20 protein-coding genes, 1 tRNA gene and 2 pseudogenes are annotated in these 25,446 nt (G+C 57.8%); 15 read left to right on the top strand and 8 right to left on the bottom strand.

Annotated features, from left to right (window positions below; all coding sequences use genetic code 11):
• Nucleotides 1-51: 51 nt before the first annotated feature.
• From uvrY to AD663_RS16220, 4 genes are all read left to right on the top strand, one after another.
• Nucleotides 52-693 carry a UvrY/SirA/GacA family response regulator transcription factor gene (gene uvrY / locus AD663_RS16235; protein ID WP_003182764.1) on the top strand — a complete coding sequence of 214 codons (642 nt, stop codon included), beginning with the start codon at nucleotides 52-54 and terminating at the stop codon, nucleotides 691-693.
• Nucleotides 694-696: 3 nt separating this feature from the next.
• Nucleotides 697-2,520 (top strand): excinuclease ABC subunit UvrC, encoded by a 1,824-nt coding sequence (gene uvrC / locus AD663_RS16230; RefSeq protein WP_053214147.1) that lies wholly within the window; start codon nucleotides 697-699, stop codon nucleotides 2,518-2,520.
• Nucleotides 2,521-2,552: 32 nt separating this feature from the next.
• Nucleotides 2,553-3,113, top strand: a complete 561-nt coding sequence (pgsA, locus tag AD663_RS16225; RefSeq protein ID WP_003182757.1) for a CDP-diacylglycerol--glycerol-3-phosphate 3-phosphatidyltransferase — start codon at nucleotides 2,553-2,555, stop codon at nucleotides 3,111-3,113.
• Between the two features lie 63 nt (nucleotides 3,114-3,176).
• Nucleotides 3,177-3,252, top strand: a tRNA-Gly gene (locus tag AD663_RS16220).
• A gap of 262 nt (nucleotides 3,253-3,514) precedes the next feature.
• Here the strand turns inward: AD663_RS16220 and AD663_RS16215 are convergent.
• Together AD663_RS16215 and AD663_RS28460 are read right to left on the bottom strand one after the other, a co-directional pair.
• Nucleotides 3,515-5,062, bottom strand: a complete 1,548-nt coding sequence (locus tag AD663_RS16215; protein WP_053214146.1) for a TerC family protein — start codon at nucleotides 5,060-5,062, stop codon at nucleotides 3,515-3,517.
• A gap of 291 nt (nucleotides 5,063-5,353) precedes the next feature.
• Nucleotides 5,354-5,650 (bottom strand): annotated as a pseudogene (locus AD663_RS28460) (universal stress protein); the annotation flags it as partial.
• A gap of 162 nt (nucleotides 5,651-5,812) precedes the next feature.
• Here AD663_RS28460 and AD663_RS16210 point away from each other — a divergent pair.
• Both AD663_RS16210 and AD663_RS16205 read left to right on the top strand, forming a co-directional pair.
• The gene (locus tag AD663_RS16210) at nucleotides 5,813-6,118 is read left to right on the top strand and encodes a hypothetical protein (RefSeq protein WP_053214145.1); all 306 of its coding nucleotides are present in this window, start codon (nucleotides 5,813-5,815) and stop codon (nucleotides 6,116-6,118) included.
• A 97-nt stretch (nucleotides 6,119-6,215) separates the two neighbouring features.
• On the top strand, nucleotides 6,216-6,794 hold the full coding sequence (locus AD663_RS16205) for a histidine phosphatase family protein (protein ID WP_053214144.1): 579 nt from the start codon (nucleotides 6,216-6,218) through the stop codon (nucleotides 6,792-6,794).
• Nucleotides 6,795-7,467: 673 nt separating this feature from the next.
• Here the strand turns inward: AD663_RS16205 and AD663_RS16195 are convergent.
• Nucleotides 7,468-8,277 (bottom strand): isocitrate lyase/phosphoenolpyruvate mutase family protein, encoded by an 810-nt coding sequence (locus tag AD663_RS16195; protein WP_053214142.1) that lies wholly within the window; start codon nucleotides 8,275-8,277, stop codon nucleotides 7,468-7,470.
• Between the two features lie 129 nt (nucleotides 8,278-8,406).
• Between AD663_RS16195 and AD663_RS28455 the strand changes: the two are divergent.
• Both AD663_RS28455 and AD663_RS16190 read left to right on the top strand, forming a co-directional pair.
• A pseudogene (locus AD663_RS28455) lies at nucleotides 8,407-9,138 on the top strand (IS3 family transposase); the annotation flags it as partial.
• A 320-nt stretch (nucleotides 9,139-9,458) separates the two neighbouring features.
• On the top strand, nucleotides 9,459-12,362 hold the full coding sequence (locus AD663_RS16190; protein WP_003182728.1) for a winged helix-turn-helix domain-containing protein: 2,904 nt from the start codon (nucleotides 9,459-9,461) through the stop codon (nucleotides 12,360-12,362).
• Between the two features lie 21 nt (nucleotides 12,363-12,383).
• On the opposite strand, the gene AD663_RS16185 is transcribed toward AD663_RS16190, so the two are convergent.
• The 3 genes from AD663_RS16185 to AD663_RS16175 all read right to left on the bottom strand — a co-directional run bounded on the left by AD663_RS16185 (nucleotide 12,384) and on the right by AD663_RS16175 (nucleotide 16,291).
• Nucleotides 12,384-13,001 carry a response regulator transcription factor gene (locus tag AD663_RS16185; RefSeq protein WP_033046117.1) on the bottom strand — a complete coding sequence of 206 codons (618 nt, stop codon included), beginning with the start codon at nucleotides 12,999-13,001 and terminating at the stop codon, nucleotides 12,384-12,386.
• A 75-nt stretch (nucleotides 13,002-13,076) separates the two neighbouring features.
• On the bottom strand, nucleotides 13,077-13,448 hold the full coding sequence (locus AD663_RS16180) for a response regulator (RefSeq protein ID WP_003182723.1): 372 nt from the start codon (nucleotides 13,446-13,448) through the stop codon (nucleotides 13,077-13,079).
• Nucleotides 13,448-16,291: a PAS domain-containing protein gene (locus AD663_RS16175; protein ID WP_053214141.1), complete on the bottom strand. Its 2,844-nt coding sequence runs from the start codon at nucleotides 16,289-16,291 to the stop codon at nucleotides 13,448-13,450. Before AD663_RS16175 ends, AD663_RS16180 begins: the two co-directional genes overlap by 1 nt.
• 359 nt (nucleotides 16,292-16,650) lie before the next feature.
• On the opposite strand from AD663_RS16175, the gene AD663_RS16170 reads away from it, so the two are divergent.
• Nucleotides 16,651-17,616: a quinone oxidoreductase gene (locus AD663_RS16170; protein WP_003182717.1), complete on the top strand. Its 966-nt coding sequence runs from the start codon at nucleotides 16,651-16,653 to the stop codon at nucleotides 17,614-17,616.
• Between the two features lie 74 nt (nucleotides 17,617-17,690).
• Here AD663_RS16170 and AD663_RS16165 read toward each other — a convergent pair whose 3' ends face one another.
• Nucleotides 17,691-18,944, bottom strand: coding sequence for an MFS transporter (locus AD663_RS16165; RefSeq protein ID WP_053214140.1), 1,254 nt, complete (start codon nucleotides 18,942-18,944; stop codon nucleotides 17,691-17,693).
• A 297-nt stretch (nucleotides 18,945-19,241) separates the two neighbouring features.
• On the opposite strand from AD663_RS16165, the gene AD663_RS16160 reads away from it, so the two are divergent.
• The 6 genes from AD663_RS16160 (at nucleotide 19,242) to AD663_RS28450 (ending at nucleotide 24,403) form a co-directional block, all read left to right on the top strand.
• Entirely contained in the window at nucleotides 19,242-20,594 is a 1,353-nt protein-coding gene (locus AD663_RS16160; RefSeq protein ID WP_053214139.1) for an epoxide hydrolase family protein, read from the top strand.
• Nucleotides 20,595-20,660: 66 nt separating this feature from the next.
• Entirely contained in the window at nucleotides 20,661-21,734 is a 1,074-nt protein-coding gene (locus AD663_RS16155) for an alpha/beta fold hydrolase (protein WP_003182710.1), read from the top strand.
• Between the two features lie 24 nt (nucleotides 21,735-21,758).
• Entirely contained in the window at nucleotides 21,759-22,268 is a 510-nt protein-coding gene (locus tag AD663_RS16150) for a cytochrome P460 family protein (protein ID WP_003182709.1), read from the top strand.
• Between the two features lie 25 nt (nucleotides 22,269-22,293).
• Entirely contained in the window at nucleotides 22,294-23,070 is a 777-nt protein-coding gene (locus AD663_RS16145; RefSeq protein WP_003182707.1) for an alpha/beta fold hydrolase, read from the top strand.
• Between the two features lie 55 nt (nucleotides 23,071-23,125).
• Nucleotides 23,126-23,878, top strand: a complete 753-nt coding sequence (locus tag AD663_RS16140; RefSeq protein WP_003182705.1) for a 3-oxoacyl-ACP reductase family protein — start codon at nucleotides 23,126-23,128, stop codon at nucleotides 23,876-23,878.
• 198 nt (nucleotides 23,879-24,076) lie between these two features.
• Nucleotides 24,077-24,403: an antibiotic biosynthesis monooxygenase gene (locus tag AD663_RS28450; protein WP_003182703.1), complete on the top strand. Its 327-nt coding sequence runs from the start codon at nucleotides 24,077-24,079 to the stop codon at nucleotides 24,401-24,403.
• Here AD663_RS28450 and AD663_RS16135 read toward each other — a convergent pair.
• Nucleotides 24,394-25,323, bottom strand: a complete 930-nt coding sequence (locus AD663_RS16135; RefSeq protein ID WP_003182701.1) for a LysR family transcriptional regulator — start codon at nucleotides 25,321-25,323, stop codon at nucleotides 24,394-24,396. The two genes, AD663_RS28450 and AD663_RS16135, sit on opposite strands and share 10 nt — an antisense overlap.
• Nucleotides 25,324-25,446 lie beyond the last annotated feature (123 nt).

Here is a 25,446-nt window from a genome sequence, read left to right as displayed (position 1 = left end):
TTTGCTAAGGTGTGGGGCAATCCAAATAAGACCAAATCGTGAGGTGTCTGCTTGATTAGGGTGTTAGTGGTCGATGACCATGATCTAGTCCGTACGGGCATTACACGAATGCTGGCTGATATCGATGGCCTGCAGGTGGTTGGGCAGGCTGAATCCGGGGAAGAGGCGCTGATCAAGGCGCGTGAGTTGAAGCCGGATGTGGTGCTGATGGACGTCAAGATGCCTGGCATCGGCGGCCTGGAGGCCACGCGAAAACTGTTGCGCAGTCACCCGGACATCAAGGTCGTCGCGGTCACCGTCTGTGAAGAAGATCCCTTTCCGACCCGGTTGTTGCAGGCAGGCGCAGCGGGCTACCTCACCAAGGGGGCCGGTTTGAACGAAATGGTCCAGGCCATTCGTCTGGTTTTCGCCGGGCAACGCTACATCAGCCCGCAAATTGCCCAGCAGTTGGCAATCAAATCGTTCCAGCCCACCAACGACTCGCCCTTCGATGCGCTGTCGGAGCGGGAAATCCAGATCGCCTTGATGATCGTCGGCTGCCAGAAAGTACAAATCATCTCCGACAAGCTGTGCCTCTCGCCCAAAACCGTCAACACCTACCGTTACCGTATCTTCGAGAAGCTTTCGATCAGCAGCGACGTTGAGTTGACGCTGTTGGCGGTGCGCCACGGCATGGTCGATGCCAGCGCCTGAAAAATGACTGAATTGTTTGATCCAAGCGCGTTCCTGTCCACTTGCAGCGGCCGTCCAGGCGTGTACCGCATGTTCGACAGCGATGCGCGCCTGCTCTATGTCGGCAAGGCCAAGAACCTCAAGAAACGCCTGGCGAGCTACTTTCGCAAGACCGGCCTCGCACCGAAGACCGCTGCCCTGGTGGGGCGCATCGCGCAGATCGAAACCACCATCACCGCCAATGAAACCGAAGCGCTGCTGCTCGAACAGACGCTGATCAAGGAATGGCGCCCGCCGTACAACATCCTGCTGCGCGATGACAAATCCTACCCGTACGTGTTCCTGTCCGACGGGGCTTTTCCGCGCCTGAGTATTCATCGGGGCGCGAAGAAGGCCAAGGGCCGCTACTTCGGGCCTTATCCCAGCGCCGGGGCGATTCGTGAAAGCCTGAGCCTGCTACAGAAGACGTTTTTCGTTCGCCAGTGTGAAGACAGCTATTACAAGAACCGCACCCGGCCCTGCCTGCAATACCAGATCAAGCGCTGCAAGGCGCCGTGCGTAGGGTTTGTCGAACCTGAAGTCTATGCCGAGGACGTGCGTCACTCGGTGATGTTCCTGGAAGGCCGCAGCAACGCCTTGACCGACGAGCTTTCGGCGGCGATGGAAGACGCGGCGGTCAACCTTGAGTTCGAGCGGGCCGCCGAGCTGCGCGACCAGATCGGGCTGCTGCGGCGTGTGCAGGACCAGCAGAGCATGGAAGGCGGCAGTGGCGACGTCGACGTGGTCGCCGCGTTCATTAACCCGGGCGGTGCCTGTGTGCACCTGATCAGTGTGCGGGGCGGTCGTGTGTTGGGCAGCAAGAACTTCTTCCCCCAGGTAGGTATCGAGGAAGACGTGTCCGAGGTCATGGCGGCTTTCCTCGGCCAGTACTACATCAGCAGCCCGGAACGCGACCTGCCTGCCGAGTTGATCGTCAACGTGGTGCACGAAGACTTCCCAGCGCTGATCGAAGCCATCGATAAGCTTCGCGGCCGTGAATTGTCCATCAGCCACCGCGTGCGCGGCACCCGGGCGCGCTGGCAGCAACTGGCCGTGACCAACGCCGAACAGGCCCTGGGCGCACGCCTGGCCAATCGGCAGCACGTGGCGGCGCGGTTCGATGCCCTGGCCGACGTCCTCAACCTGGACGAGCCGCCGCAACGGCTGGAATGCTACGACATCAGCCATTCCAGCGGCGAGGCGACTGTAGCCTCCTGCGTGGTGTTCGGTCCAGAAGGCCCGATCAAGTCCGATTATCGCCGCTACAACATCGAAGGCGTGACGCCAGGCGACGACTATGCGGCGATGCACCAGGCGCTGATGCGGCGCTTCGGCAAGCTGAAGGACGGGGAGGGCAAGCTGCCGGACATCCTGTTGGTGGACGGTGGTAAAGGCCAATTGTCCATGGCCCGTGATGTGCTCAACGAGCTGATGGTGCCCGACCTGATCCTGCTGGGCGTGGCCAAGGGCGCAACCCGCAAGGCCGGCTTCGAGACCCTGTACCTGAACGACGCCGCCCATGAATTCACCCTCAAGGGCGATTCGCCGGCGCTGCACTTGATCCAGCAGATCCGCGACGAAGCCCACCGTTTCGCCATCACCGGGCACCGCGCCCGGCGCGGCAAGACCCGCCGTACGTCTACGCTGGAGGGAGTGGCAGGGGTCGGCCCGACACGCCGTCGCGACCTGCTCAAACATTTTGGTGGATTGCAGGAGCTGTCTCGTGCCAGCATCGAAGAGATAGCCAAAGCACCCGGTATCAGTAAAAAGCTCGCTGAGTCGATTTATGCAAACCTGCACAGCGAGTAGAATGCCCGTCAACCTCGTAGCCAGTTGTGCCGATGAATATCCCAAACCTGATTACCGTTCTGCGCGTCCTGCTCATCCCGATCTTCATATTGCTGTTCTATTTGCCGTACCACTGGAGCTACATGGCCTCCGCCTCGGTCTTTGCCTTCGCCGCCGCGACGGACTGGCTGGATGGCTACCTCGCCCGACGCCTGGAGCAAAGCACGCCCTTCGGCGCCTTTCTGGATCCGGTGGCCGATAAGCTGATGGTCGCGGTGGCCCTGGTGCTGCTGGTGCAGGAACACGGCAACCTCTGGCTGACCTTGCCAGCGGCGGTGATCATTGGGCGCGAAATCGTCGTATCGGCGCTCCGGGAATGGATGGCCGAGCTGGGCGCCCGCGCCCAGGTTGCCGTGTCGAACCTCGGCAAATGGAAAACCGCCGCGCAAATGCTGGCGCTGGTGATCCTGCTGGCCAACCCCTCGGACTTCAGCTTCTGGGTGCTGCTGGGCTATGCGCTGCTGCTGATATCCGCCGGCCTGACACTGTGGTCGATGGTCCAATACCTGCGCGCCGCCTGGCCGCATCTTCGGACCGACGTAGACCCAAAATAAAACTTTTTTGAATCAAGGGGTTGACGGCGTAATCTGAATCTATAGAATGCGCCACACCAAGACGCGGGAATAGCTCAGTTGGTAGAGCACGACCTTGCCAAGGTCGGGGTCGCGAGTTCGAGTCTCGTTTCCCGCTCCAAGATTCAGAAAAAGCCACTCAGATGAGTGGCTTTTTTTTGCCTGAAATTTAGTGCTGAGGCGTAAGCTTTGGCATCTTTGATCAGTCGTTGGGCAGGTGCAGTTGCACATCCATGGCGTTATAGAGGAGTCAGGCAACGTCGATTACCTCGTCGTTTCGATGCCGATAGAGCAGGATAAGGCGCGCGCTTGGAGTGTTTGGTGTGCTGTCGTAAACGATGAGGTGGTGGCGGTGAGGCCGCAACCGCGGCCTCGTTCTACGTTTATTCCTTACGCAACAACACCCTGGTTACCCTACGCTCTTCAACCTCCATCACCGTCATGCTCCATCCTTGCCAACTGAGCGTATCTCCAATGATGGGCAAGCGATCCAGCAGGCTCATTACCAGCCCGGCAAGCGTCTGGTAATTTTCCGTCGCTTTCGCCTGGAAGCCGATGTGTTCGCGAACCTGGCTGAGATTCAGGGCTCCGCTGACGAGGAAACCCTCTTGCTGGGGAACAATGTTCGGGCCTTCGATTTCACTGGCATCCGGCAGCTCACCTGCAATGGATTCCAGAATGTCAGTCATCGTGAGCAGGCCGACGAAGTCACCGAACTCGTTCACCACGAACGCGATGTGGGTCGACTCCTTACGCATTTGTTCCAGCGCATTGAGGATCGTGAAACTGTCGAGCAGGTTGATGGCTTTGCGCGCCATGACTTCCAGATTCGGCTGATTGCCCGCCAGTATTTCCTTAAGCAGTTCTTTCTTATGGACAAAGCCTAGTGGCTCATCCACGCGTCCTTCCCGGATCAACGGCAAGCGTGAATACGAAGAGTGCATCAGCGCTGTACGGATTTCTTGCGCAGCATTTGCCAAGTCGAGGTGGTCGATTTGCGCACGAGGTGTCATCACACTGCGTATTGGGCGCTCGGCCAGTTGCAGGACGCCACTGATCATCACCCGTTCGCGGCGATGGAAAACCTGCTCCGGTTCGTCGCCTTCCAGCATGTCGGCGATTTCCTCACCGACTTCATCGGCGTCCAGCTTTTGACCGCCCAGCAGGCGCAACACCGCATGGGCGGTACGCTCGCGCATCGGCCGAAGACCTTGCAGGCTTTTCTTGCGACGCGAGCGTGCCAACTGATTGAACAGCTCGATCATGATCGAGAAACCAATCGCGGCGTACAAGTAACCTTTCGGAATGTGGAAACCCAGGCCCTCGGCGGTGAGGCTGAAACCGATCATCATCAGGAAACCCAGGCACAGCATGATGACGGTAGGGTGGCCATTGACGAACTTTGTCAGCGGCTTGCTCGCGATCATCATCAAGCCGATAGAGAACATCACCGCGATCATCATGACTGACAGGTGCTCCACCATACCCACGGCCGTGATCACCGCATCCAGGGAAAAGACCGCGTCCAGTACCACAATCTGCGCAACGATAGGCCAAAACATCGCGTAGGCGGCGTTGCCGGAACGTTGCGCCACGTGGCCCTCGAGTCGCTCATGCAACTCCATGGTTGCCTTGAACAACAGGAACACACCGCCGAACAGCATGATCAAATCCCGGCCCGAGAACGTCTTGCCGAAGACCTCGAACAGCGGGTTGGTCAAGGTCACCATCCAGGAGATGCTGGCGAGGAGGCCAAGGCGCATCAGCAACGCCAGGGACAGGCCGATGATACGGGCACGGTCGCGCTGCTCGGGCGGAAGTTTGTCAGCCAGGATGGCGATGAATACAAGATTATCGATGCCGAGCACCAGCTCAAGCACGATCAAGGTGAGCAGGCCGAGCCATGCGGTGGGGTCAACGATCCACTCCATGGATTATTCGCTCCCTCGGACGATCAATGCGAGGGGAGAGCGCTGCAACGAGTATATCCAGGCCGCTGGAACATAGGAGAGATAACGGTTCTTCGAAAGGCGACTGGGAGGTTCCTGGAGGGTGCTCATACGGACCTGGAAATAATTGTGGAAAGAAATCCTACAACGCTTTCCAACACTTCATACGAGGCGATTTATTACAGGATCTGACGGGGCGGAGGATGAGAATATCGTCCAGGATGGCCACAGCATTTCGGCGGTCATGGAAATACTGTGGTCGAGGAAACGGGTTCAGCGAAGCAGCAATACGGGTAGAGTGGATGTTCGCAGCATCGTCGTGGTCGTGCTGTCTACCAGAAACTGCCTGATGCGTGAGTGCCCGTAAGCCCCCATGACCAGGAGGTCAGTGCCGTGTTCTGCCTGATACGCATGCAGTACCGACTCGACTTCGACTGGGCGGATCTCGGCATGCACCAGCGAGCCAGAAGAGACTAGTGTGGATCGTGCTTTTTCCGGCTCGCTCTGGTTTTCTTCAGAGTCCGTTCCAACCATGACGATATGAATTGGCAGACCTTCGGACAGCGGGTTTCTTCGCCCAAACCCAGTTCGCTATGGACGATGTGGGCAAACACTTGAGCGGCCAAAAGAAGCGTCTCATCATCGAATTAGAATCTTGGATCATGCAGTGCCACGGATTCGTTTGTCGAACCGGGCAAGTAACTGACGGCTGAGCAAGCTTGGCGAAATACAGTGAAACTGGTCAAGGAAGTCATCGACGTCGCACGTTCGAAAGGCGCGTTTCGGCTGATTGCCTTTACAGCCGTGGGCAACGAGCGTCTGTTGAAGCGGATGGGCGTCAATACCCGAAGGATTTCGGCGCCACGGCTTATCGACAATAAGAGTGTCGTGCCTTTCTGGATCGAAATCGACGACGAAACCACCAGCGCTTTGTCTCTGACCCGGCGCTTGACGGTTATTCAGCTTCATCGTTATGGCCAAGGCGAGTTGGTCGCCAAGAGTCAAGTGCTTCACGATCCTGGCGACGACGTTTGGTGACGGCCTGCCAGAGCCTGTCGGTATCAGGTTTGGAAAACATGAATATATGACAAAAGTTTTTGTTAATAAAACATTCAAATAGACCCTGGAAGGCACTGTGATTTATTTGATACGCCACGCCACTCCCCTGATCGACTACGGACGCTGCGGTGCTGTCTCGGCCAAAGTGCTGCTGGATGAGTACAACCAGACTTCGTCGATCGATGAGGCCGAAATTGCCGACTTCCTGAGCCGTGCGCAGTTGTCCGGGCCGCTGATGATGCCAGGGCTGAACATCATTTCATCGCCGATCAATCGAGCCTATGCCACGGCCTGCCGGCTGTTCGATGCCGGACGTATCCGGCAAGACCACCGATTGAAGGAATTCGACCTGCGGCTGGGTCGCGTGCCTTTGTTGAAGATGGGCTTGAGGCAATGGTTCGCCTCGCATCGCGTGCTTTGGCTGATGGGTATTTCGTTGGGGGCCGCATCCCGAAGATCGGAACACCTGCGTGCCGTGGAAGTAGCCGATGAGCTTTATACCGCGTGCACCACGACCGGGGAGACCACGGTCGTGGTCTCCCACGGCATGTTCCTGAGGACCGTGCGCAAGACGCTGCAAAGACAGGGCATGCAGTTCCGTACGGTGTATCGCTCGGGGTGTTTTACGGTTGAGGCTTTAGCGCCAGGAGGATGACTGACAGGTGAAGAGGGTACTGCTTTTAAACGCCAGTGGTTTTATCGGGCTGGGTGTCTACGAAATCCTCAGGCAGGAACAAGGCCTGCGGTTTACCCGTCACTCGTGTTCGCCAAAGGCGGGTTTTGCGGTGTGCGAGGTCGGCTCCAAGGCGTTTATCGAACTGGTCAAAGATCACGATTTCATTGTCATTGCACGGGCATCGGCCTCAGTCGCCTGGGGACGGCCGTGCCAATAACGAGACACTGACCCAACAGATGCGGACGACAAATGGGCGGCCGAGCAGGTTATTCGTGCCACATCCGTCAGGCAAGCCGAATGTGTCTGGAACACTCGCCGTTGGGGACTCCTGTCACCACAGAAGGCGAGTTCGATTCAGAACTCGGTAGCGGACAGATCACGCAGCGTATGGTTGCCCAAGGCGTGAGGCTCAGCTTGGCGATCATCATTATCGAGCCTGCTCCTGCAGGCATTCGCTGAGATAAAGCTATACACACTCAAGGGCTGGAGCACGATCGGGGTCAAGACGCCTACGTTGGACAAGCTTCGTTCGTGGGTCAAGGGCGATCCATCCTGCTAAATGTCGATGGGGTTATCACGAACTGTTCTGCGCTTCTATCGACGCCCTTTGCACACCGTCTAAGCCGGGGGTTGATTGTCCTGCGATAAGGCACTACTCGCTTTTCGCTGCCATCAAAGCGTTCAATTCGCCGTATGTATGGGCCTTCAAAGCATGGATGTCCAGTTGGCCGTTGTCTAAGAAACTGCGGACTAATGTTCCCATGGCACCGTGCAGAAACTCGGCGATGCTGGAGCCCGCACTGAGTCGTCTAACGCCCAGACGCTTTAACTCGTCGGGGGAAGGCAGCCCGTCCCGTGACAGCAGATTGACTGGCAGCTTGGTTCCCCGGCAGAGGGTTTCAATTTCGTTGGAGTCAACCACGCCGGCGGCGAACAGACCATCCGCCCCCGCGCTGGCATACAGTGCGGCGCGTTTCAGGAGTTCCTCTAGACGTTGTTCAGCGGGGAACAGATTTTTAAGATAAACGTCGGTCCGTACGTTGATGAACAGCTTGACGCCTGCCTGTTTTGCGATTCTTCTCGCGACGTCGATCTTGCGAACAAGCAGCTCTGGAGAGCCAAGGCCGTCTTCAATGTTGATTCCGACTGCCCCGGCGGAGATGACGGCGTTGATCACTTGGCCGACCTGATCCAGGTCATCCGAGTAGCCGCCTTCGATATCCACTGTCAGTGGCACGCTGAGCACCCGTGCCATCGACTCGACGGTGATGCTTAGCAGGTCGAGAGGCAGCTTGTTGCCATCCTGATAACCGTGGGACCAAGCCATGGCTGCGCTGCTGGTAGCGACTGCCTTGCCGCCTAGGTGTTCAACGATGCGCGCACCGCCTGCATCGGCCACGTTGGCCAAGACCAGCAGTCCATTCTGATGCAGGCTATGAAAAGTGCTATCCAGTGTGGTCATGACAATCCAAAATCCTTTCAGAGTATTTTTTCTTTGATGTTTACAGATAGTTTCTATCAAGAAGTCATGGCCGGTCACGTTGTAGAGACCTGGAATCCGAATATAAGGTGATCGGTCTCTAGCCTCCGGGTCTTCGCCCAGCGCCTGCGGTGCCGTACATCCGATGTTGAACGGCTTCGATTGCGTAGAGTCAGTGAGCTGTTCTCGCAAAGTCGCAGTGCTGCGGGCAGTCGCAGCATCCTTTCGCTGATGCGTGAAGACGGTGAACAACTTGGTCGATTCAAAGTGCGCAGCTTGATGCGCGAGCTTGCTTTAGTCAATAAACAACCTGGCTCCCACGCTTACAAACGAGCCACAGTTGAACGACTCGATATCCCGAACACATTGAACCACGAGTTTGATGTGCCAGTCCCCAATCAAATCTGGTGCGGCGATATCACCTACATTTGGGCGCAAGGAAAATGGCATTACCTGGCTGTAATTCTGGATCTGTGTACGCGTCGGATTGTGGGTTGGGCGCTGTCGGAAAAGCCAGGCGCGGAACTGGTGATCAAGGCGCTGGATATGGCCTACGAGCAGCTTGGCAGGCCTTCGGATCTGCTATTCCACTCGGACCAGGGATCGCAATATGCAAGCCGACTCTTTCGCCAGCGATTGTGGCGATACCGCATGCGTCAGAGCATAAGTCGACGAGGAAACTGCCGGGATAATGCACGGATTGAGCGCGTATTCCGCAGCTTGAAAACGGAATGGGTACCGACCCTGGGCTATCGGACTGCACAGGAAGCACAACGTGATATCAGCCATTTTTCGATGCATCGCTACAACTGGATTCGGCCCCACCAATTCAACGATGGCTTACAACGTACAAACCGCCGTGGACGCCGCACATTGCGGCCCCCTTGCTTTCTCTGTTTGTCATCCCGGCAGCCTATCGCCTGATGCGTCGGCGCCATCTCCCAGTTGAACCCGCCACCCCTCAAGGAAAAGTCGTATGAAACTGACCCTGATTGCTCGATGTCTTTTTCATCCACCATCCAGGCCAACATCGGCGAAATGCTGAATATCAAACGTTTGGTGGAATGATCTGATTTGAAAGATCGTGCAATATACCTATGATTTCGAGGCCTGCACGAACGGCTTCCAACCGGCGAACGCCCCATTTTGAGAGAACGATCCTCGTGGAGTCATTTCCAGCCGAATCGCACGAATCAAACACCACCCATTATGTTTTCGGCCCATTCTGCGTCGTGCCCGCGAAAAGGTTGCTTGAAAAAAATGGAGCGCCAGTCGAGATCGGTGGGCGAGCACTGGATTTATTGATTGCCTTGCTGGTGCGTCCGGGCAGGGTGCTGACCAAGAGCGACCTGATCAAGCAGGTATGGCCCGATATCATTGTCGAGGAAGGCAGCCTGCGCTTTCATATGACGGCCCTGCGGCGGATTCTCGGTGATGGTGACGAAAACGCGCGATACATCTCCACGCAGGTCGGTGTGGGATACGCGTTTGTGGCACCTCTGGAAACACAACCGCCCAGGAGCCAACCAACAGTTATCGAGGCACAAGCTACCGACGGCGAGCGTGTGGAGCCCCAATGCAACTTACCACCGCGAGCCAAGCTGTTCGGACGCGAAACCGATCTTCAATTAGTTATCGACCACATGCTGCAGCCCAAACTCTTTACCATCGTCGGCCCCGGTGGTGTTGGCAAAACCAGCCTTGCGATCGAGGTGGCGCACCGCATTTGCGCACAGGGTTACCAGACTGCCCGTTTCGTTGACCTGGCCCAGGTCGAAGACCAATCGCTGGTGCTTTCGGCGCTGGCCAGGTCGCTGGAAATACCGGTTCAGGCCGAAGACTCCATGTTTGTACTGCTTGCGCACTTACGCACGCAAAGGGTGTTGCTGGTCATCGACAACTGTGAACATTTGATCGATGCGGTTTCAGTGATCGTTGAGCAAATCAGTGACGCGGCCCCGAAGGTCGGGGTTCTGGCCACCAGTCGCGAACCGCTGCGGGCCCGTGGCGAATATGTTCACTGGCTCAATCCTCTCGAATTTCCCCGCGAACCTCAGCACCTCTCTATCGATGAGTTGCTGGGTTTTTCAGCGATCAGACTGTTTGTTGAGCGTGCATCATCGGGTAACGCATCACTGATGCTGGACGATGATGATGCGCAATTGATTGCCGACATGTGCCAACGTCTGGAGGGTATGGCACTGCCGATCGAGCTGGCGGCAATGCGCGTTGCCAGCCATGGACTGAAAACCACGCACGCATTGCTGGGCGAGCGTTTTTCACTGGGCTGGTCAGGACGCAGGACGGCCTTGCCACGGCATCAAACGCTGCGCGCGATGCTCGATTGGAGCTACAACCTGCTGTCGCCGCTGCAGGGTCTGGCGCTGGAGCGGCTTTCGGTTTTCGTCGGACCGTTTTCTCAGGAAGCGGCATCCCAAGTCATTGCCGACACCCAGATCGACACTGCCGCCGCGGCGGAGATCCTCGATGAGTTGGTCTGTAAAGGTCTGGTCACCATTGATCACAGCGATTTAAAGTGGACCTACCGCCTGCTGGAGATGACGCGCGCCTACACCCGGGAGAAGCTGGCCACCCGAGGTGATGTCGAGGTCAACGCTCTGGCATTCAGGCATGCGGCTTTCTATATGGATCTGCTAGGACGCCTAGGCACCTCGCCCAATGAGATTTTCGACAATTCGGAGCGCCTTGCCAGTCAGTTGGGCAACGTCAGGAGTTCGCTGGAGTGGAGCTTCGGGCCGCAAGGTGATCCAGGGCTCGCGTTACCACTGGCAGCGGCCAGCGCACCGTTGTTCCTGCATTTTTCTTTGTTGGTCGAGTGCCGGACCTGGTGCACACGGGCGGCTGAATTACTCGAGCTGGGTTACTTCGGCACGCCGACTGAAATGGAATTGCAAGCCGCGCTGGGTCTGGTGCTTATGTTCACTCGTGGCAACAGCGAGGCGGCGCAGAAGGCTCTGCTCAGGGCACTCGACATCGCCATCTCATTGTCCGATTACGGGTCCCAACTCAGGCTGCTCGGACGGCTACAGATTTTCTATGAGCGCATCGGAGATTTTGCTTCTTCTTTGGCATGGGCTGAAAAGGCCAGCGAGGTCGGCAACATTCTGAACAAACCTGAAGCGATTGCCATTGCCGCTTCGCTTGCCGGTATTTCCCACCATCTGCTTGGCAACCAGCCGCTTGCTCGACAGCAACTGGAACGTTCATTGCGTAACAGCTTGCCGTCAAAACGCAGCGGTACGATCTACTACGGATTCGATCATCGTAATCGCACCGGATTGGCGTTGGCTCGAACCCTGTGGCTACAGGGTTTCCCTGACCAGGCCCGACGCTGGGCAGAGCAGATAGAGGCCGAGGCATGTGCGCTGCATCACTCGGTCACCTACTGCATAGCAATGGTCTGGATCCTGTGCATTTATATCTGGACGGGGGATTTGAAGAAGGCGGCGGCAAGTCTCGAACGCTTCGCCACGATCGCCGAATCCAACGCACTCGGCCCTTACATTGCCGCGGCCCATGGCTTGCGTGCGGCGATCGCCATACGCGCCGAGCAGCCCGACAATTCTGTCGCGGTGCTCGAAGAAAGTCTGGCGCAGCTGCACGGCATGCGCTACGAACTGCTCACGACTTCATTCGAAATCTCGCTGGCCGAAGGCTTGATTCTGCGTCACCAATATGAAAAAGCCCGGGTATTGGTTGACGGTACGATCAGTCATTGCCGCGCCAGCGGTGATGCCTTTGCACTGCCGGAGTTGCTGCGAATCAAGTCGGGTCTCATCAAGGTCATGGATGGCGATGACGTGCATGCTGCGTCGGTCATGCTTGAAGAGGCGCGTACCTTGAGCCGGGAGCAGGGTGCCTGGGCCTGGGAATTGAGGGCGTCGATGGACCTGGCGAAATTATGGCTGGAACAGGGCTATCGGCTGCAGGCGGTGGACTTGCTCAGGGTATGCCGTGAAAGGGTATCGGAAGGCTTCGACACACTTGATGTGTGCCGACTGGAAGCACTCTGGCAGAAAACCCTGGGCGATACACACCCGTCTTGATGCCGTTGTGCGCAGCGAATCTCAATTAACGGGGGTAATCAGTGCGGCCATTTTTACCAGGTCGGCCAGCGAGCGGGCTTTCATTTTGCGCATGACTTTACCTCGATGAGCTTTGACCGTGATCTCGCTGATGTTGAGATCGGCTGCGATAATTTTGTTCAAACGTCCGCTGACCACCGATGCCATGATTTCCTGTTCTCGAGGTGTCAGTGTTCGGTAGGCCTCCAACAGTTTGCGAAGGTATTTTTCTCCGTCGAGTGCAGCATGGCTGCTCTGCAGCGCATCGGCCATGGCTTTTAGCAACACATCATCGTTAAAAGGCTTGGTCAGAAACTCCACCGCACCCGCTTTCAGGGCCCGAACCGTTAGCGGGATATCACCATAGCCGGTGATGAATATGATGGGCATGTTGCGCCTGTCGCCTGCGATGGATGTTTGCAGATCGAGGCCATTGAGATCCGGCAGATTGATGTCCAGCACCAGGCAACTGGGTACAAGCGGCCGGGGTGCATCGAGAAAATCCTGAGCCGACTCGAAAAGTCGTGGCTGCCATCCCGCGAAGCGGATCAACAGCTCCAGCGATTCACGCACAGAGATATCATCATCCACGACGAACACCACGGGCATGTCATCATGCATCGGTGATGCTCCGTATCCAGGGGTAAAGGCGTTTTTCGAGTTCAAGATGTCAGCTCCTTGTATCCGGCTGCTGGTTCAATCAAGCGGAAGCGCGGCGCTCAATGCCTTGAGCAGTTGTGCCTCGCTGAAAGGCTTGATCAGACATTCCACTGCGCCATAGTGCCGAAGTTGCGCTTGTTCGCTGGCGTCGCCCAGCGCGGTGATGAAAATGACCGGAATGCGGTACTCGCGACGCCACAATTCTTTTAGTAGATCCGGCCCCGACATGCCCGGCATGGCTACGTCCAAAATGAGGCAGCGTGTGAGCTCAAGATAATCGGACGCCAGGTACTCCTGCGCTGAAGCGAACGCTTGGACTGCGAAGCCGAACTCTTTGATCAGGTCTGGCAACGATTCACGAACTGACTCATCGTCGTCGACGACTGAAACGAGCAGAGGCATGCCCATCAATTACCCTCCATAGCGTGGTCGGAGATGTCATTTGCGTCCGGCTGGACGGGCGATTCCATATCTCCTGCGAGGGGCACAGACCGAAGCGGGATAGTAAACAGGAAGGTCGCCCCCGGTCCGTCGTTGGCGTGAGCCCAAAGGTTGCCAGCGTGGCGCTCGATTATGGAGCGGCTGATAGACAAGCCAACCCCCATTCCGGTGCTTTTTGTGGTGTAGAAAGCATTGAAAATACGCTCCATGTCCTGAGGATCAACACCGCTTCCGCTGTCTTTGACCGCAAGGAAAACACTGTGATCTTCCGTCAAACCGGTGCTGACAATCATCTGTCGGGAGCGACCGTTGATGGTGCTCATCGCCTCCGCGGCATTCATGATGAGGTTGAGGATCACCTGCTGGAGTTGAACCCTGTCACCCTTGACCAGCGGCAGTGCATCGGCAAATTGTGGGTTAAGCACGACGCGGTGGCGTTGCAGTTCACCCAACAGCAAGGCGATGACTTCCCGGGTCGCGTCGTTAAGGTCCACGTTTTCGATTGTGATGCTTTTTTTGGAGAACAACGCACGCAATCGGTTGATCACATCGGCGGCGCGATTTCCATCGCGAATGGTTCGTCGCGCAGTTTCCCGGGCGCCCTCGACGTTCGGCGGATTTGCCCCGAGCATGCGCAGGCAGGTACTGGCGTTGGTGATGATCCCGGAAAGAGGTTGGTTGACCTCGTGGGCGATCGAAGCGGTGACCGCGCCAAGGCTTGCCACTCTGGCCAGATGCGTCAGCTCGGAGCGGGCCTTGCTCAGTACCTCCTCGGCAAGGCGGCACTGAGTGATATCTTGCAGCGCGGCGATATATTCCAGGCCGGCTTCAGGTTCCTTGATCGAATGTGCGACCAGACGCACATATTTCACGGTGCCATCGGGCATCAGCAGTCGATACTCATGCTCGAAGTCACGTCCCTTGCGGCGTTGGCGTCTGATCATTTCCCGGTGGCTCGATATGTCGTCCGGATGAACGCGTCGGTAAATGGCGTCGAAGCCCGGCGTCGTTGCCGAATCCAGTTCGAGGATACGATAGACCTCATCCGACCAGGTGATTTCGTCGGTGCTCACTCGCCAGGAAAACGTACCTGTGGCGCTCAGGCGTTGGGCTTTGGCAAGAAAGGCCTCACTCTGCTTGAGCGCAGCTTCGGCGCGCACACGATCAATGGCGATACTGGCAAGGTGAGTGAACTGCGCGATCAGATTCTGCTGTTCCGGTGAAAGCGGTTCGGCTTCCCGGTGCAATATCGAAAGAACGCCCGTGATCGCTCCGCTGTTAGAGGTAATCGGCATTGAACAGAGTCCCCGGAAACCGTGGGAGCGGGCCGTCGTGCACCAGCCATTCCAGCGCGACTCCTGCGACAGGTTGTTGGAGATGATCGGCGTGTTGAAGGTGGCCGCCATGACGATAGGGCAGCGCTCGGCGCGAAGCAGCTTGTCATCCGCCCCCGGCAACAAGTCGGTCGGCATGTTTGTCGGCGCGCCCTGATGCATTCGCAACGCATGCTCCTGTGCACCTTCGGAGCGCTTCAGATCGACCAGAACCACACTGGCAACACAGCGCTCGAGAAAGACTTCCACCAGTTCGCAAAGTGTCTGCAGGATCAGCGGCAGCGACGAGCCTCCAGCCATCAGGCCAAGCAAGCGTTTTTCGCCATCGAGCAACATCTCCGCCCGTTTGCGATCTTCGATATCGGTGTTCTCGCCATACCAGCGCAGCACTCGGCCAGCGTCGTCCCGCTGGGGCACGGCCCTGATCAGAAACCAGCGGTAGGTACCGTCAAAGCGTCGCAGGCGAGCCTCGTACTCACCAGCATTACCCGATTGCAAAAGCCCTCGCCAATAGACATCCAGCGCGTCCGCGTCGTCGGGATGGATTGAGGCCGTCCAGCCGCTGCCGCACGCTTCGCTGAGCGACATGCCGGTGTAATCGCACCAGCGCTGATTGACGAAACCCACGCTGCCTTCCGGCGAAGCGCTCCAGACAAACCCGGGCACGGCATCGATGATATTGCGCAGGCGATCCTCTGAAGCACTGACTTCTGCGAGAGCCCTCGCGATCAGCGCCTTGTCACGTCGGCGTTCGTCAATATCAACCTGCAATACACACCAGCGGGTGATGTTCCCTTCGAGGTCTTTCAGCGGCAGGCCTCGCACATGGAACCAGCGGTATACACCGTCGAAGCGGCGAATTCGGTGCTCGATCATGTACGGTTCACCGGTGGTGACCGAATGCATCCAGGCGGCGATGACTGTTGGAAGGTCATCCGGGTGCACCGTATCGCCGGCGGCCCAGCTTTTAAGGACATCGAGTGGGGCCCCGATGTAATCCTCGATCTGGCGATTGACCCGCTCCAGCTCACCGGACGGTTTCATGAACGCAACCATGGACGGAATGCTGTCGATGATCGAGCTGACGTCGAACAGGTTGGCCGCATCGCGGGTGTCGGGGGGGTGGCTCGCCTCGATATCGGTGCCGAGCGCACACCATTTGCGCGCACTCTCGGGATGATCTTCCAGTGACGAGAAATGCCAGGCAAACCGACGATAAGCGCCGTCGAAGCGCAATAGACGGGCGTGAACCGGCCGAGGTGCATCACTGTCCGCCGCGGCGTGCAAACGTTCGAGCAGGTTCGTGCGATCATCGGGGTGGATTGCGGACTGCCAGTTGCTCCCTAGCGCATCATTGGCATCGCGCCCCGTATAGTCGTGCCATTGCAGATTGACATAATCGACGCAACCATCTGGCCGTGCGGTAAATACCACACCCGGCAGCGCGTCCATGACGCGCTTGAGGTCATTCGCCATACCGTTTCTCATCGTGCTGTCGCCATTGAAATAAGATGCGCCTTTGTGCCGACGCTCGCCCATCATACTTTGGTGTCGCTTTCGATAAATATCCCCGCCATTGCACTGCGCCGCAACGCGCAGCCCCCTCCTGCGAACGATCCGGAACAGCCGTTGTAAGCGACTGTATCGATGGCCAGCGTAGTTACATCAGCATGCAGTCATCGCCGATCTCGAAACACCCTGGATACACCCCCCGGTCAGCATTGGTACGGGTTTCATCGTCGCTCGACGATTGAATGATCAGACGTGACGCACCTTTTCCCGCTTTGGTTCGAATCAGGCAGGGGCAGGTCGTCCATGCAGCAGGTTCAAAATTTATGAAAGCGGTAGTGATGCATGCCTTTGGCGATTCCGGGGTCATGTCCGTGGAGGAAATCAAGTTGGCAGCACCGGGACCCGGTCAGGCGCTGGTGAAGGTCATGGCGGCGGGTATCAACTTCATGGACACCGGCACTCGCCGGGGACTGGGCGCAGCCTCGTCGTTGCCACTGACGCCCGGCGTGGAGGGCGCAGGCATCGTCCTGGCCATCGGGCCGGACGTGAGCGAAGTCCAGGTCGGTGATCGTGTGGCTTGGCATTACGTGCCCGGCAGTTATGCGCAGCAAGTGCTGGCGTCCGTCAGTCAATTGGTGCCTCTGCCCAACGCCATCGACTTCGACACGGCCGCGAGCCTGATGATGCAGGGCCTGACGGCCAGTAATCTGGTTCACAGCGTTTATGCCATAGGTCACGGTGACATTGCCTTCGTGCATGCTGCGGCTGGCGGAGTGGGGCAGATGCTCACTCAAATGATCAAATTACGCGGCGGCAAGGTGATCGGTCGCGTTTCGCAGGAGAACAAGGTCGACGCGGTCATTGCTGCCGGGGCCGACTATGTTGTGATCGGTCGGGCGAGCCAGGTCGCCAGTCAGGTGCTGCGCCTGACTGAAGGCCAGCGGGTCAATGTGGTGTATGACGGCACCGGGGCAGAAGGATTCGCCGACTCGGTCAGCCTGCTCGACTACTTCGGCACGCTGGCGCTATACGGCCCGTTCATGGACCCGATTGCGCCTATCGATATTTTTTCCCTGCCGCGCAGCATCAAGCTGACGTATCCGTCGGTCATGCATTACGTGCGCAGCCGTGAAGCCTTGCTCGAGCGCTCCCGTGCGTTGTTCGCCTGGGTGATAGAGGGCAAGTTGAAAACCGTCATTGGCCGGCGTTATTCGTTAGCGCAAGCCGAGCAGGCGCATCGTGATATCGAGTCGCGCCAGACGTCCGGCAAGCTGATAATCAACCCGTGATCGGCAACCTTGTTGCTCATCAACCTTGCTCGGAGCTACCGCTATGAACTGGTAAACACATGAGCACTGAATCACTACGTGCTGCACGTTCTCGGACCTCTGTAGCCACGCCAGAGCAGCAGGGCAGCCAGTACTTGGCTGCTTGCGAAAAATGTGAACAAATCTTGCGCGGTCCATCGCGCATCCAAAAGCAGACCCGCAATAATTGGCGAGATAATTGCCCCGATTCGCCCCGCAGCAAGGACCACGCCAACGCCCGTGGTACGAATGGTTGTGTCAAATGCCTGGGGCGCCAAGATGAAGATTGCCGCGATAGCACCATTGAGCAATAGTCCCGTGGTGACGCACGCAACTATGGCCAGATCAGCCGCGCCTGCGGCCGGTACGATCAGCATCATCACGCCGCCATTGAAAAGTAGAAAACTCAGCAACAATCGCCGGCAGCCCAGACGGTTGGCTGTAAGACCCATCAGGAGCGCCCCGGACATGCCGCCAAGGCAGAGCAGTACGCCACTGACAGCGCCCTGCTTTTCGGAAAAGCCGTTTTGAGTCATCAGTGTCGGCGTCCAGCTCATCACAAAGTAAAAGCACGACATCAGCAACAGCAGAGCCAGTGCAAGGGCTGTGATCTGGGTCCATTGTCCTGCTGCAAACAACTGTCGATATTTTACGCAGGGCGAGCTTGCGGTGCCGGAGTGAAGTGATCGCCGATCAAGCTGGAGAAACTGGCGCGACTCACCCAGCCAGATTGCGCCCGTCAAAGCCGTCGCCAAAGTGATCAGCCCACCCAGCAAAAAGACATACCGCCAGCCGGCGCCAGTATTCAGTGCATGGGCCGACAGCCCCCCTAGACTGGCGCCAAATGCAAAAGCCATCGATTGCAGGGCGAGGGCAAGATGTAGACGACTCTCACTGGCCCGCTCGTAAGTCAGCACATTGGCGGCTACCAGTACCAAGCCGGTACCGATGCCCGTAAACAAGCGCAAGACCATTAGCCAGCCTTGGTCCGGGCTCCAGAACGATAGCAGCATGGTCGCGCCACTGAGCATCAGCCCAGCCAGCAATATCGGCCGCCGTCCGCAACGATCGGCAGTGGGCCCAGCCAATAAAGAACCTAGCGCCATGCCCACCAGACTTGCACTCAGCAGCATGCCGATTTGCGCTCCCGACAATGCCCATTCGTTCGCGACGCTGCTGGCGGTAAACGCCATGGCCATCACATCCATACCATCAATTACATTGAACAGCATGCAAAGGCCGATGACCTGCCATTGCGAGGAGGACGCGGCACTGTCATCGGCCTCTGCGGACATTGTTTTTCCACGCATCGGTGTTCCTGAACGTTGTTGTCTTTGAAAAGGTTTCCATGCTGGCAACGCGCGGTAGCGCCGTCGAGCTTTTTTTTACTCGCCAACGTAGTGACAAAGCCGGTCTGCTCTCGCCTCTGATACCAAAGTATCGATCAACACCATTGTGTAATCGTCCTCGAGTCCCGCCGGTGATTTGATCAACTTGCGTCGACTGCGCTGTTGCAGATGACGCCGCTCAGACCTGCGATCTGGCACATCAGGTCAACCCGACCCCAGTCATGGCAGCAGGGCACCGACATCTAAAGGAGATTCATCATGCATGTGGCTTCCCCCGTTATTACATGGCGCAGGCGCGTCCAGGCAGGCGTATTCGGTTTTGCGACCTTGGCTGCCAGTTGCGGTGCATGGGCGGCCAGTACTGCTGCTGAACAGCCGAACGCCACCGCCGCTGTGACCCAGTCGCAAACCATTCGTCCGTACCGGATTAATGTCGACGAAGCGCAATTGACCGATCTGCGCAAACGCATCGCCAACACCCGCTGGCCTGACAAAGAAACGGTTAGTGATATCTCTCAAGGTGTGCAACTGGCGCAGGTTCAGGAATTGGTCAAGTACTGGGGCAACGGTTACGACTGGCGAAAAGCCGAGGCGAAGCTCAATGCGTTGCCGGAGTTCGTGACCACCATTGATGGTGTCGACATCCAGTTTATCCATGTCCGTTCGCGCAACCCCAATGCCATGCCGCTGATCTTGACTCACGGCTGGCCCGGCTCGCAGTTCGAGTTCCTCGATTCCATCGGCCCCTTGACTGACCCAACGGCGTACGGAGGGCGTGTAGAAGACTCATTCGATGTGGTGATCCCCTCGATTCCTGGCCATGGCTTTTCCGGCAAACCGACTGAACTCGGCTGGGGGCCGGATCGAGTGGCCAAGGCCTGGGATGTTCTGATGAAACGCTTGGGTTACACCCATTACGTCTCTCAGGGGGGGGACCACGGTTCGGTGATCTCCGATGCGTTGGGGCGTCTGGCGCCACCCGGTTTGCTGGGTATCCACCTGAACATGCCGGCGACGGTACCGCCGGAGCTTGTCAAGCCGATCAGCAGCGGCGACCCGGCACCGGCCGGCCTGACTGAACCTGAACGCAACGCTTATAACGCCCTTAGCACCTTTTTCGGTCGAAACGCCGCTTATGGCGCAATGATGGTGACTCGGCCGCAGACCATCGGCTACTTGCTTGCCGATTCGCCCGCGGGCACCGCAGCGTGGATGTATGAAAAATTTGCCGCATGGACCGATAGCGACGGTCATCCCGAGCGCGTGCTCAGCCGCGATGAAATGCTCGATGACATCAGCCTGTATTGGCTGACGAACACGGGCGCATCGTCCTCTCGTTTCTACTGGGAGAACAACAACAATAACTTCAGCGCCGCCGCGCAGAAGACTGCCGACATCAAGGTGCCGGTAGCGATTACCGTGTTCCCGCATGAAATCTACCGCGCTCCGAAAGTCTGGGCACAGCGCGCGTATCCATCGCTGTCTTACTACAAAGAAGTCGGCAAGGGCGGCCATTTTGCAGCGTGGGAACAGCCTCAACTGTTCAGCGAAGAACTACGCGAAGCCTTCCGTCCACTGCGAGCTGCGGCGCAGAAGTCCGCGACTCACTGAATCTGGCCATCAACCTGATCTGAACGCCTGGAACCGCACATGCGCGGTTCCGTTGGGAGACTCATCATGAAAACACTCGCGTTGAATCACACAGCCGTTTCACCGCACCGCAATCTGCTCGCACGATCCATCATGGCGATCGTCTTGCTGCAAGCAGGTGTGCTGAGCATGGCGTCCTCGGCAGCGTATGCCGTTGAAGTGCCTGCCGGAAAAATTTCGCCAATTACCGTTGGCAGCAACGTTTCCTTCGGGCCGTTGAAACACGTCAAGGCCGGATTGCTGGATGTTGCCTATGCCGAAGTCGGCCCGGCTGACGGCCCGGTGGTGATCCTGTTGCACGGCTGGCCGTACGATATTCACAGCTACACCGACGTTGCCCCGGCGCTGGCAGAAAAAGGCTATCGCGTATTGATCCCCTACGCGCGCGGTTACGGCGATACGCGTTTTCTTTCCGCCAAGACGCTCCGCAATGGTCAGCCCTGCGCGTTGGCGACCGACCTGATCGACTTCATGGATGCGCTGCAGATCAAGCAAGCCGTACTCGGCGGCTATGACTGGGGCGCGCGCACGGCTGATATCGTCGCGGCACTCTGGCCTGAACGGGTCAAGGCACTGGTTGCGGTGAGCGGTTACCTGATCGGCAGCCAGGACGCCGGAAAGGCACCGTTGCCGCCCGCCGCCGAATTGCAGTGGTGGTACCAGTTCTACTTCGCGACAGAACGCGGCCGTCTGGGCTACGAAAAAAACACCCACGACTTCGCCAAATTGATCTGGAAGCTGGCCTCGCCGCAATGGAATTTCGACGACGCGACCTACAACCGCAGCGCCGCGGCTTTGCAGAATCCGGATCACGTTCCTGTGTCCATCTTCAACTATCGCTGGCGCCTGGGGCTGGTCAAGGGCGAGGCCAGATACGATGCGCTGGAGAAGAAACTCGCGGCCTCGCCATCCATCAGTGTGCCAACCATCACCATGGAGGGTGACGCCAATGGCGCACCGCATCCACCTGCCGAGGCGTACGCCAAGCGTTTCACTGGCAAGTATGAGTACCGGTTGATCAGCGGTGGTGTCGGCCATAACTTGCCGCAAGAAGCGCCGCAAGCCTTCGCCCAGGCAGTGATCGATGCCGATCACCTTTGAGAACCGGCTGAAAGGATGGCAACGATGAAGCTCAAATATCTGGCAGTGATGTCGGCTGCCATTGCAACCGCAGCAGTGACCGCCACCGGTGTCGCCTCGGGCGACGCCGGTAATGGCGACGCCTCCCCGATCTATGGCGTGAAGTTGCCTGAAAGCTACCGTCTATGGCCGCTGATCGCACCGGCGCAGGAAGCAGCACCTTTGGACGAGCTGCGAGCCGTGCTGGGCAATGATCTGGCTATCAAGGCTTATCAGGATTCAACGCTTCCATTCCCTGACGGCACGGTGCTGGTAAAGCTTGCCTGGAAACATGTTCAGTCCCCGGAATTCGAGCCGGCGTCCATCCCGGGTGCGGCCACGACCGTGCAGGTCATGGTCAAAGACTCGAAGAAATATGCAGCGACCGGGGGATGGGGATTCGGGCGGTTTATCAATGGTAAACCCGCCGATGAAGCCCAGCACCAAACCTGCTTCGCCTGTCACCAGGCGCGAGTGCGCAATCACGATTTTGTCTTCACTCGTTTCGCCCCTTAATTTCCCATCAAATCCGGAGTCTGCAATGAAAAAAATATTGGCCACGTTGGCCGTCGCCGTCAGCCTGAGTATGGGTACAACCGCCTGGGCACAAACTGAAAAACCCACGATCGTGCTCGTCCACGGCGCCTTTGCCGATGCGTCGAGCTGGAATGGGGTGGTGAAGATTCTTGAGAACGATGGTTACCCGGTGGTTGCCGCCGCCAACCCATTGCGCGGCGTAAAAAGCGATGGCGCGGCAATCTCGGCATTGCTGACGAGTATTCATTCGCCTGTAGTACTGGTCGGCCATTCCTATGGCGGCAACGTCATCACTGATGCGGCCAACGACCATGCGAACGTCAAAGCGCTGGTTTATGTCAGTGCGTTTGCACCCGAAGCCGGGGAAACCGTCGCCGGGCTGGCTGGCAAATTCCCGGGCAGCACGCTGGGTCCAACCCTTGCTGCGCCTGTACCGCTGGCCGATGGCGGCAAGGACTTGTACATCCAGCAGGACAAGTTTCACGACCAGTTCGCCGCTGACGTCCCCACGAAAGAGGCCGCATTGATGGCTGCCACCCAGCGCCCGGTGACGGAAGCGGCGCTCAACGAACAGTCCGGCACACCCGCCTGGAAGCATGTTCCGTCCTGGTACATCTATGGCGACAAGGACAAGAACATCCCGCCGCAAGCCATGGACTTCATGGCCAAGCGCGCCGCCGCCAAAGGTGTGGAAGTCGTCAAGGGCGCGTCCCATGTCGTGATGGTTTCGAACCCGGGACCGGTTGCCCGCCTGATCGAAAAAGCCGCCACGGCGAAGTAATGCCCATCGGCGTGCGGACGCACGTTTCCAATGAACCTCAGTGGAAGGTAAGAAGATGACCAGCAACTCACAACGTTTTATCGGCAGAACTGCTCTGATCACCGGTGGCTCGCGCGGCATCGGCGCTGCAATTGTGCGCCGACTGGCCTTGGAGGGCGCCGCCGTAGCCTTCACTTATGCAGCATCCGATGCGCAGGCGGAGGCGCTGGTTGCCGACATTCGGGCACACGGCGGCAAGGCGTTGGCGATCAAGGCCGACAGCCGGATCGCAGAGGATATCGAGCGTGCCGTCGGCACCACGGTAGAGCATTTCGGTGCGCTGAATATCCTGGTGAACAACGCCGGAATTCTGGGGCTCGGCTCAGTCGATGAATTCAGTGTCGAGGCGCTCGATAATATGTACACGGTAAACGTACGCGCCGCCTATGTGGCGATTCAGGTCTGCTCCAGGGTCATGAGTCGCGGTGACCGAATCATCACCATCGGCAGTGTCGCCGGCGAGCGTACCGGTTTCCCCGGGTCCAGTGCGTACTCGATGACCAAGGCCGCGCTGGTCGGTTTGGTGCGTGGTCTGGCCCTGGATTTCGCCGCGCGCGGCATCACCGTCAACAACATTCAACCCGGTCCGACGGCGACCGACATGAACCCGGCCGATGCGCCTTATCTGGATCATGTGATCAAACTGGTGCCGCTGGGCCGGCTCGGTACCGCTGACGAGATCGCTGGAATGGCCGCTTACCTTGCCAGTGAGGACGCTTCGTTTGTCACTGGCGCGAGCTTGACGGTCGACGGCGGATATCTGGCCTGAACCTGCTGTCTCGCGGTATTGCTCAGGTCAAGCGCAGGACGTCTGCAGGTATGGCCGTGCAGCGTGTCGAGCATTGGCGTGATGCCCGGTATCAGGAGCAATACCGCGAGCGATAGCGCCCCAAGTGCCTCGATCAGGTCACCGATGATCAGTGTGAATACGGCAGGATTTCCGGTAGATCATGCAGGAGGGTTGAGAATGTTAATTTCAGCAATCAATACCGTCGAAATTGATGCCGCACCCGGGCGAGTGGGCGAAGTCTGCTCGACACTTCCTCACATTGTTCGTGCGCTTCTTGAGACCTCAGAGTGTATGGGATACGCAATTACCGATAATCGTCGCGCAAAAAATTCCTGGATCGTCAGCGGTTACTGGGAATCGGAGAGTCAGATGCGCGCACATTTTGATCATCCAAAGCTAGCCGGGTTTATGGATATGTTGAGAGTCGGTATGGCAAGTCGGATTAAATTCAATAGCTTTGTTATCAATTCAGCTGAAGATCAATGCGTTATTTCTCATGGATGATCAGGGCTGCCTGACGCGAACATCGGCAAGCGCTTCAGCATCCAGTTCAGCAGTTCTTGAGCGGGTGCCGCCAGCGGGCGTCCGGATTTCACCAACAGTTTCGCCTCGATCCCCTGGAACAGTGGATGGTCGACGGCTACGGCCGAGAGACTGCCTTGTGCGATTTCCCGATAGGCCGCTACCTCGCCCAGCAGCGAAGCAAACTCGCCGGATGCAACAAGGCGCTTGAGGGCGGCCAATGAATTGCTGACCAGAGCTGGACGGATTTCTATCTTTTCGGCGTACTCGAGCATTTTCAGCGCATGGCCGATACCGAAGGTAGATGGAGTCAGCACCAGTTGGCAGTCGAGCAAATCGGCGACGGTTGCCATTGTTCCTTTCAAGGCCAATGGATGGTCCGGGCGAACCAACAGCATCACCGGTTGCCGGGACGTCGCTCGATAGTCGATGTGAGGGTGGGGAGGAGGGTTGTAGGCCAGGCCGATATGCGCGCGATTTTCCGCAATCTCGGTGAGGACGTCATCAACGGGCAGGATGTCCAGTCGGATATCGAGCTTGGGATACTGTTCGCAGAACGGCGCGAGCACATGGTCGACCAACGTATCAACGTACCCTTCGCTGATGACGACCCGCACGTGCCCCAACTGTAGACCCTTGATCGCCTGGAGCTGGTCTTCAAGCTTTTCCTGGTGCGATCGATAGCCCCGCCAGAACTCCAGCAGGTGCGCGGCAGCCTCGGTGGGCTGAACGCCGCGGGCCTGGCGTTCAAACAGCCGGGTGCCAAGTTCTTCTTCCAGCAGTTTGATCTGACGCGTGATCACCGATGGCGAAGTGTTGATGCTGTCAGCCGCGCCACGGATCGATCCGTGGGTCAGCACCTCATGAAAATACCGCAAGCGTTGCTGGTTGATTTCGCGCATGAGTTGTCCTTCAGGATTCTGCGTTGCTCACAGGGCAACGTTACACGAGCATAGTTGCTCTTGCTGCTGTTTACGTCGTCGGCGCAACATCTTTCGACACGTCAGACCAAACAAGAAAAACCG

The sequence above is a fragment of the Pseudomonas sp. Q12-87 genome, assembly GCF_001269755.1.
In the GTDB taxonomy this organism is placed as follows: domain Bacteria; phylum Pseudomonadota; class Gammaproteobacteria; order Pseudomonadales; family Pseudomonadaceae; genus Aquipseudomonas; species Aquipseudomonas fluorescens_S.
Note: the sequence above shows the minus strand (reverse complement) of the source record. Positions and strands in the feature narration are given on the sequence as shown.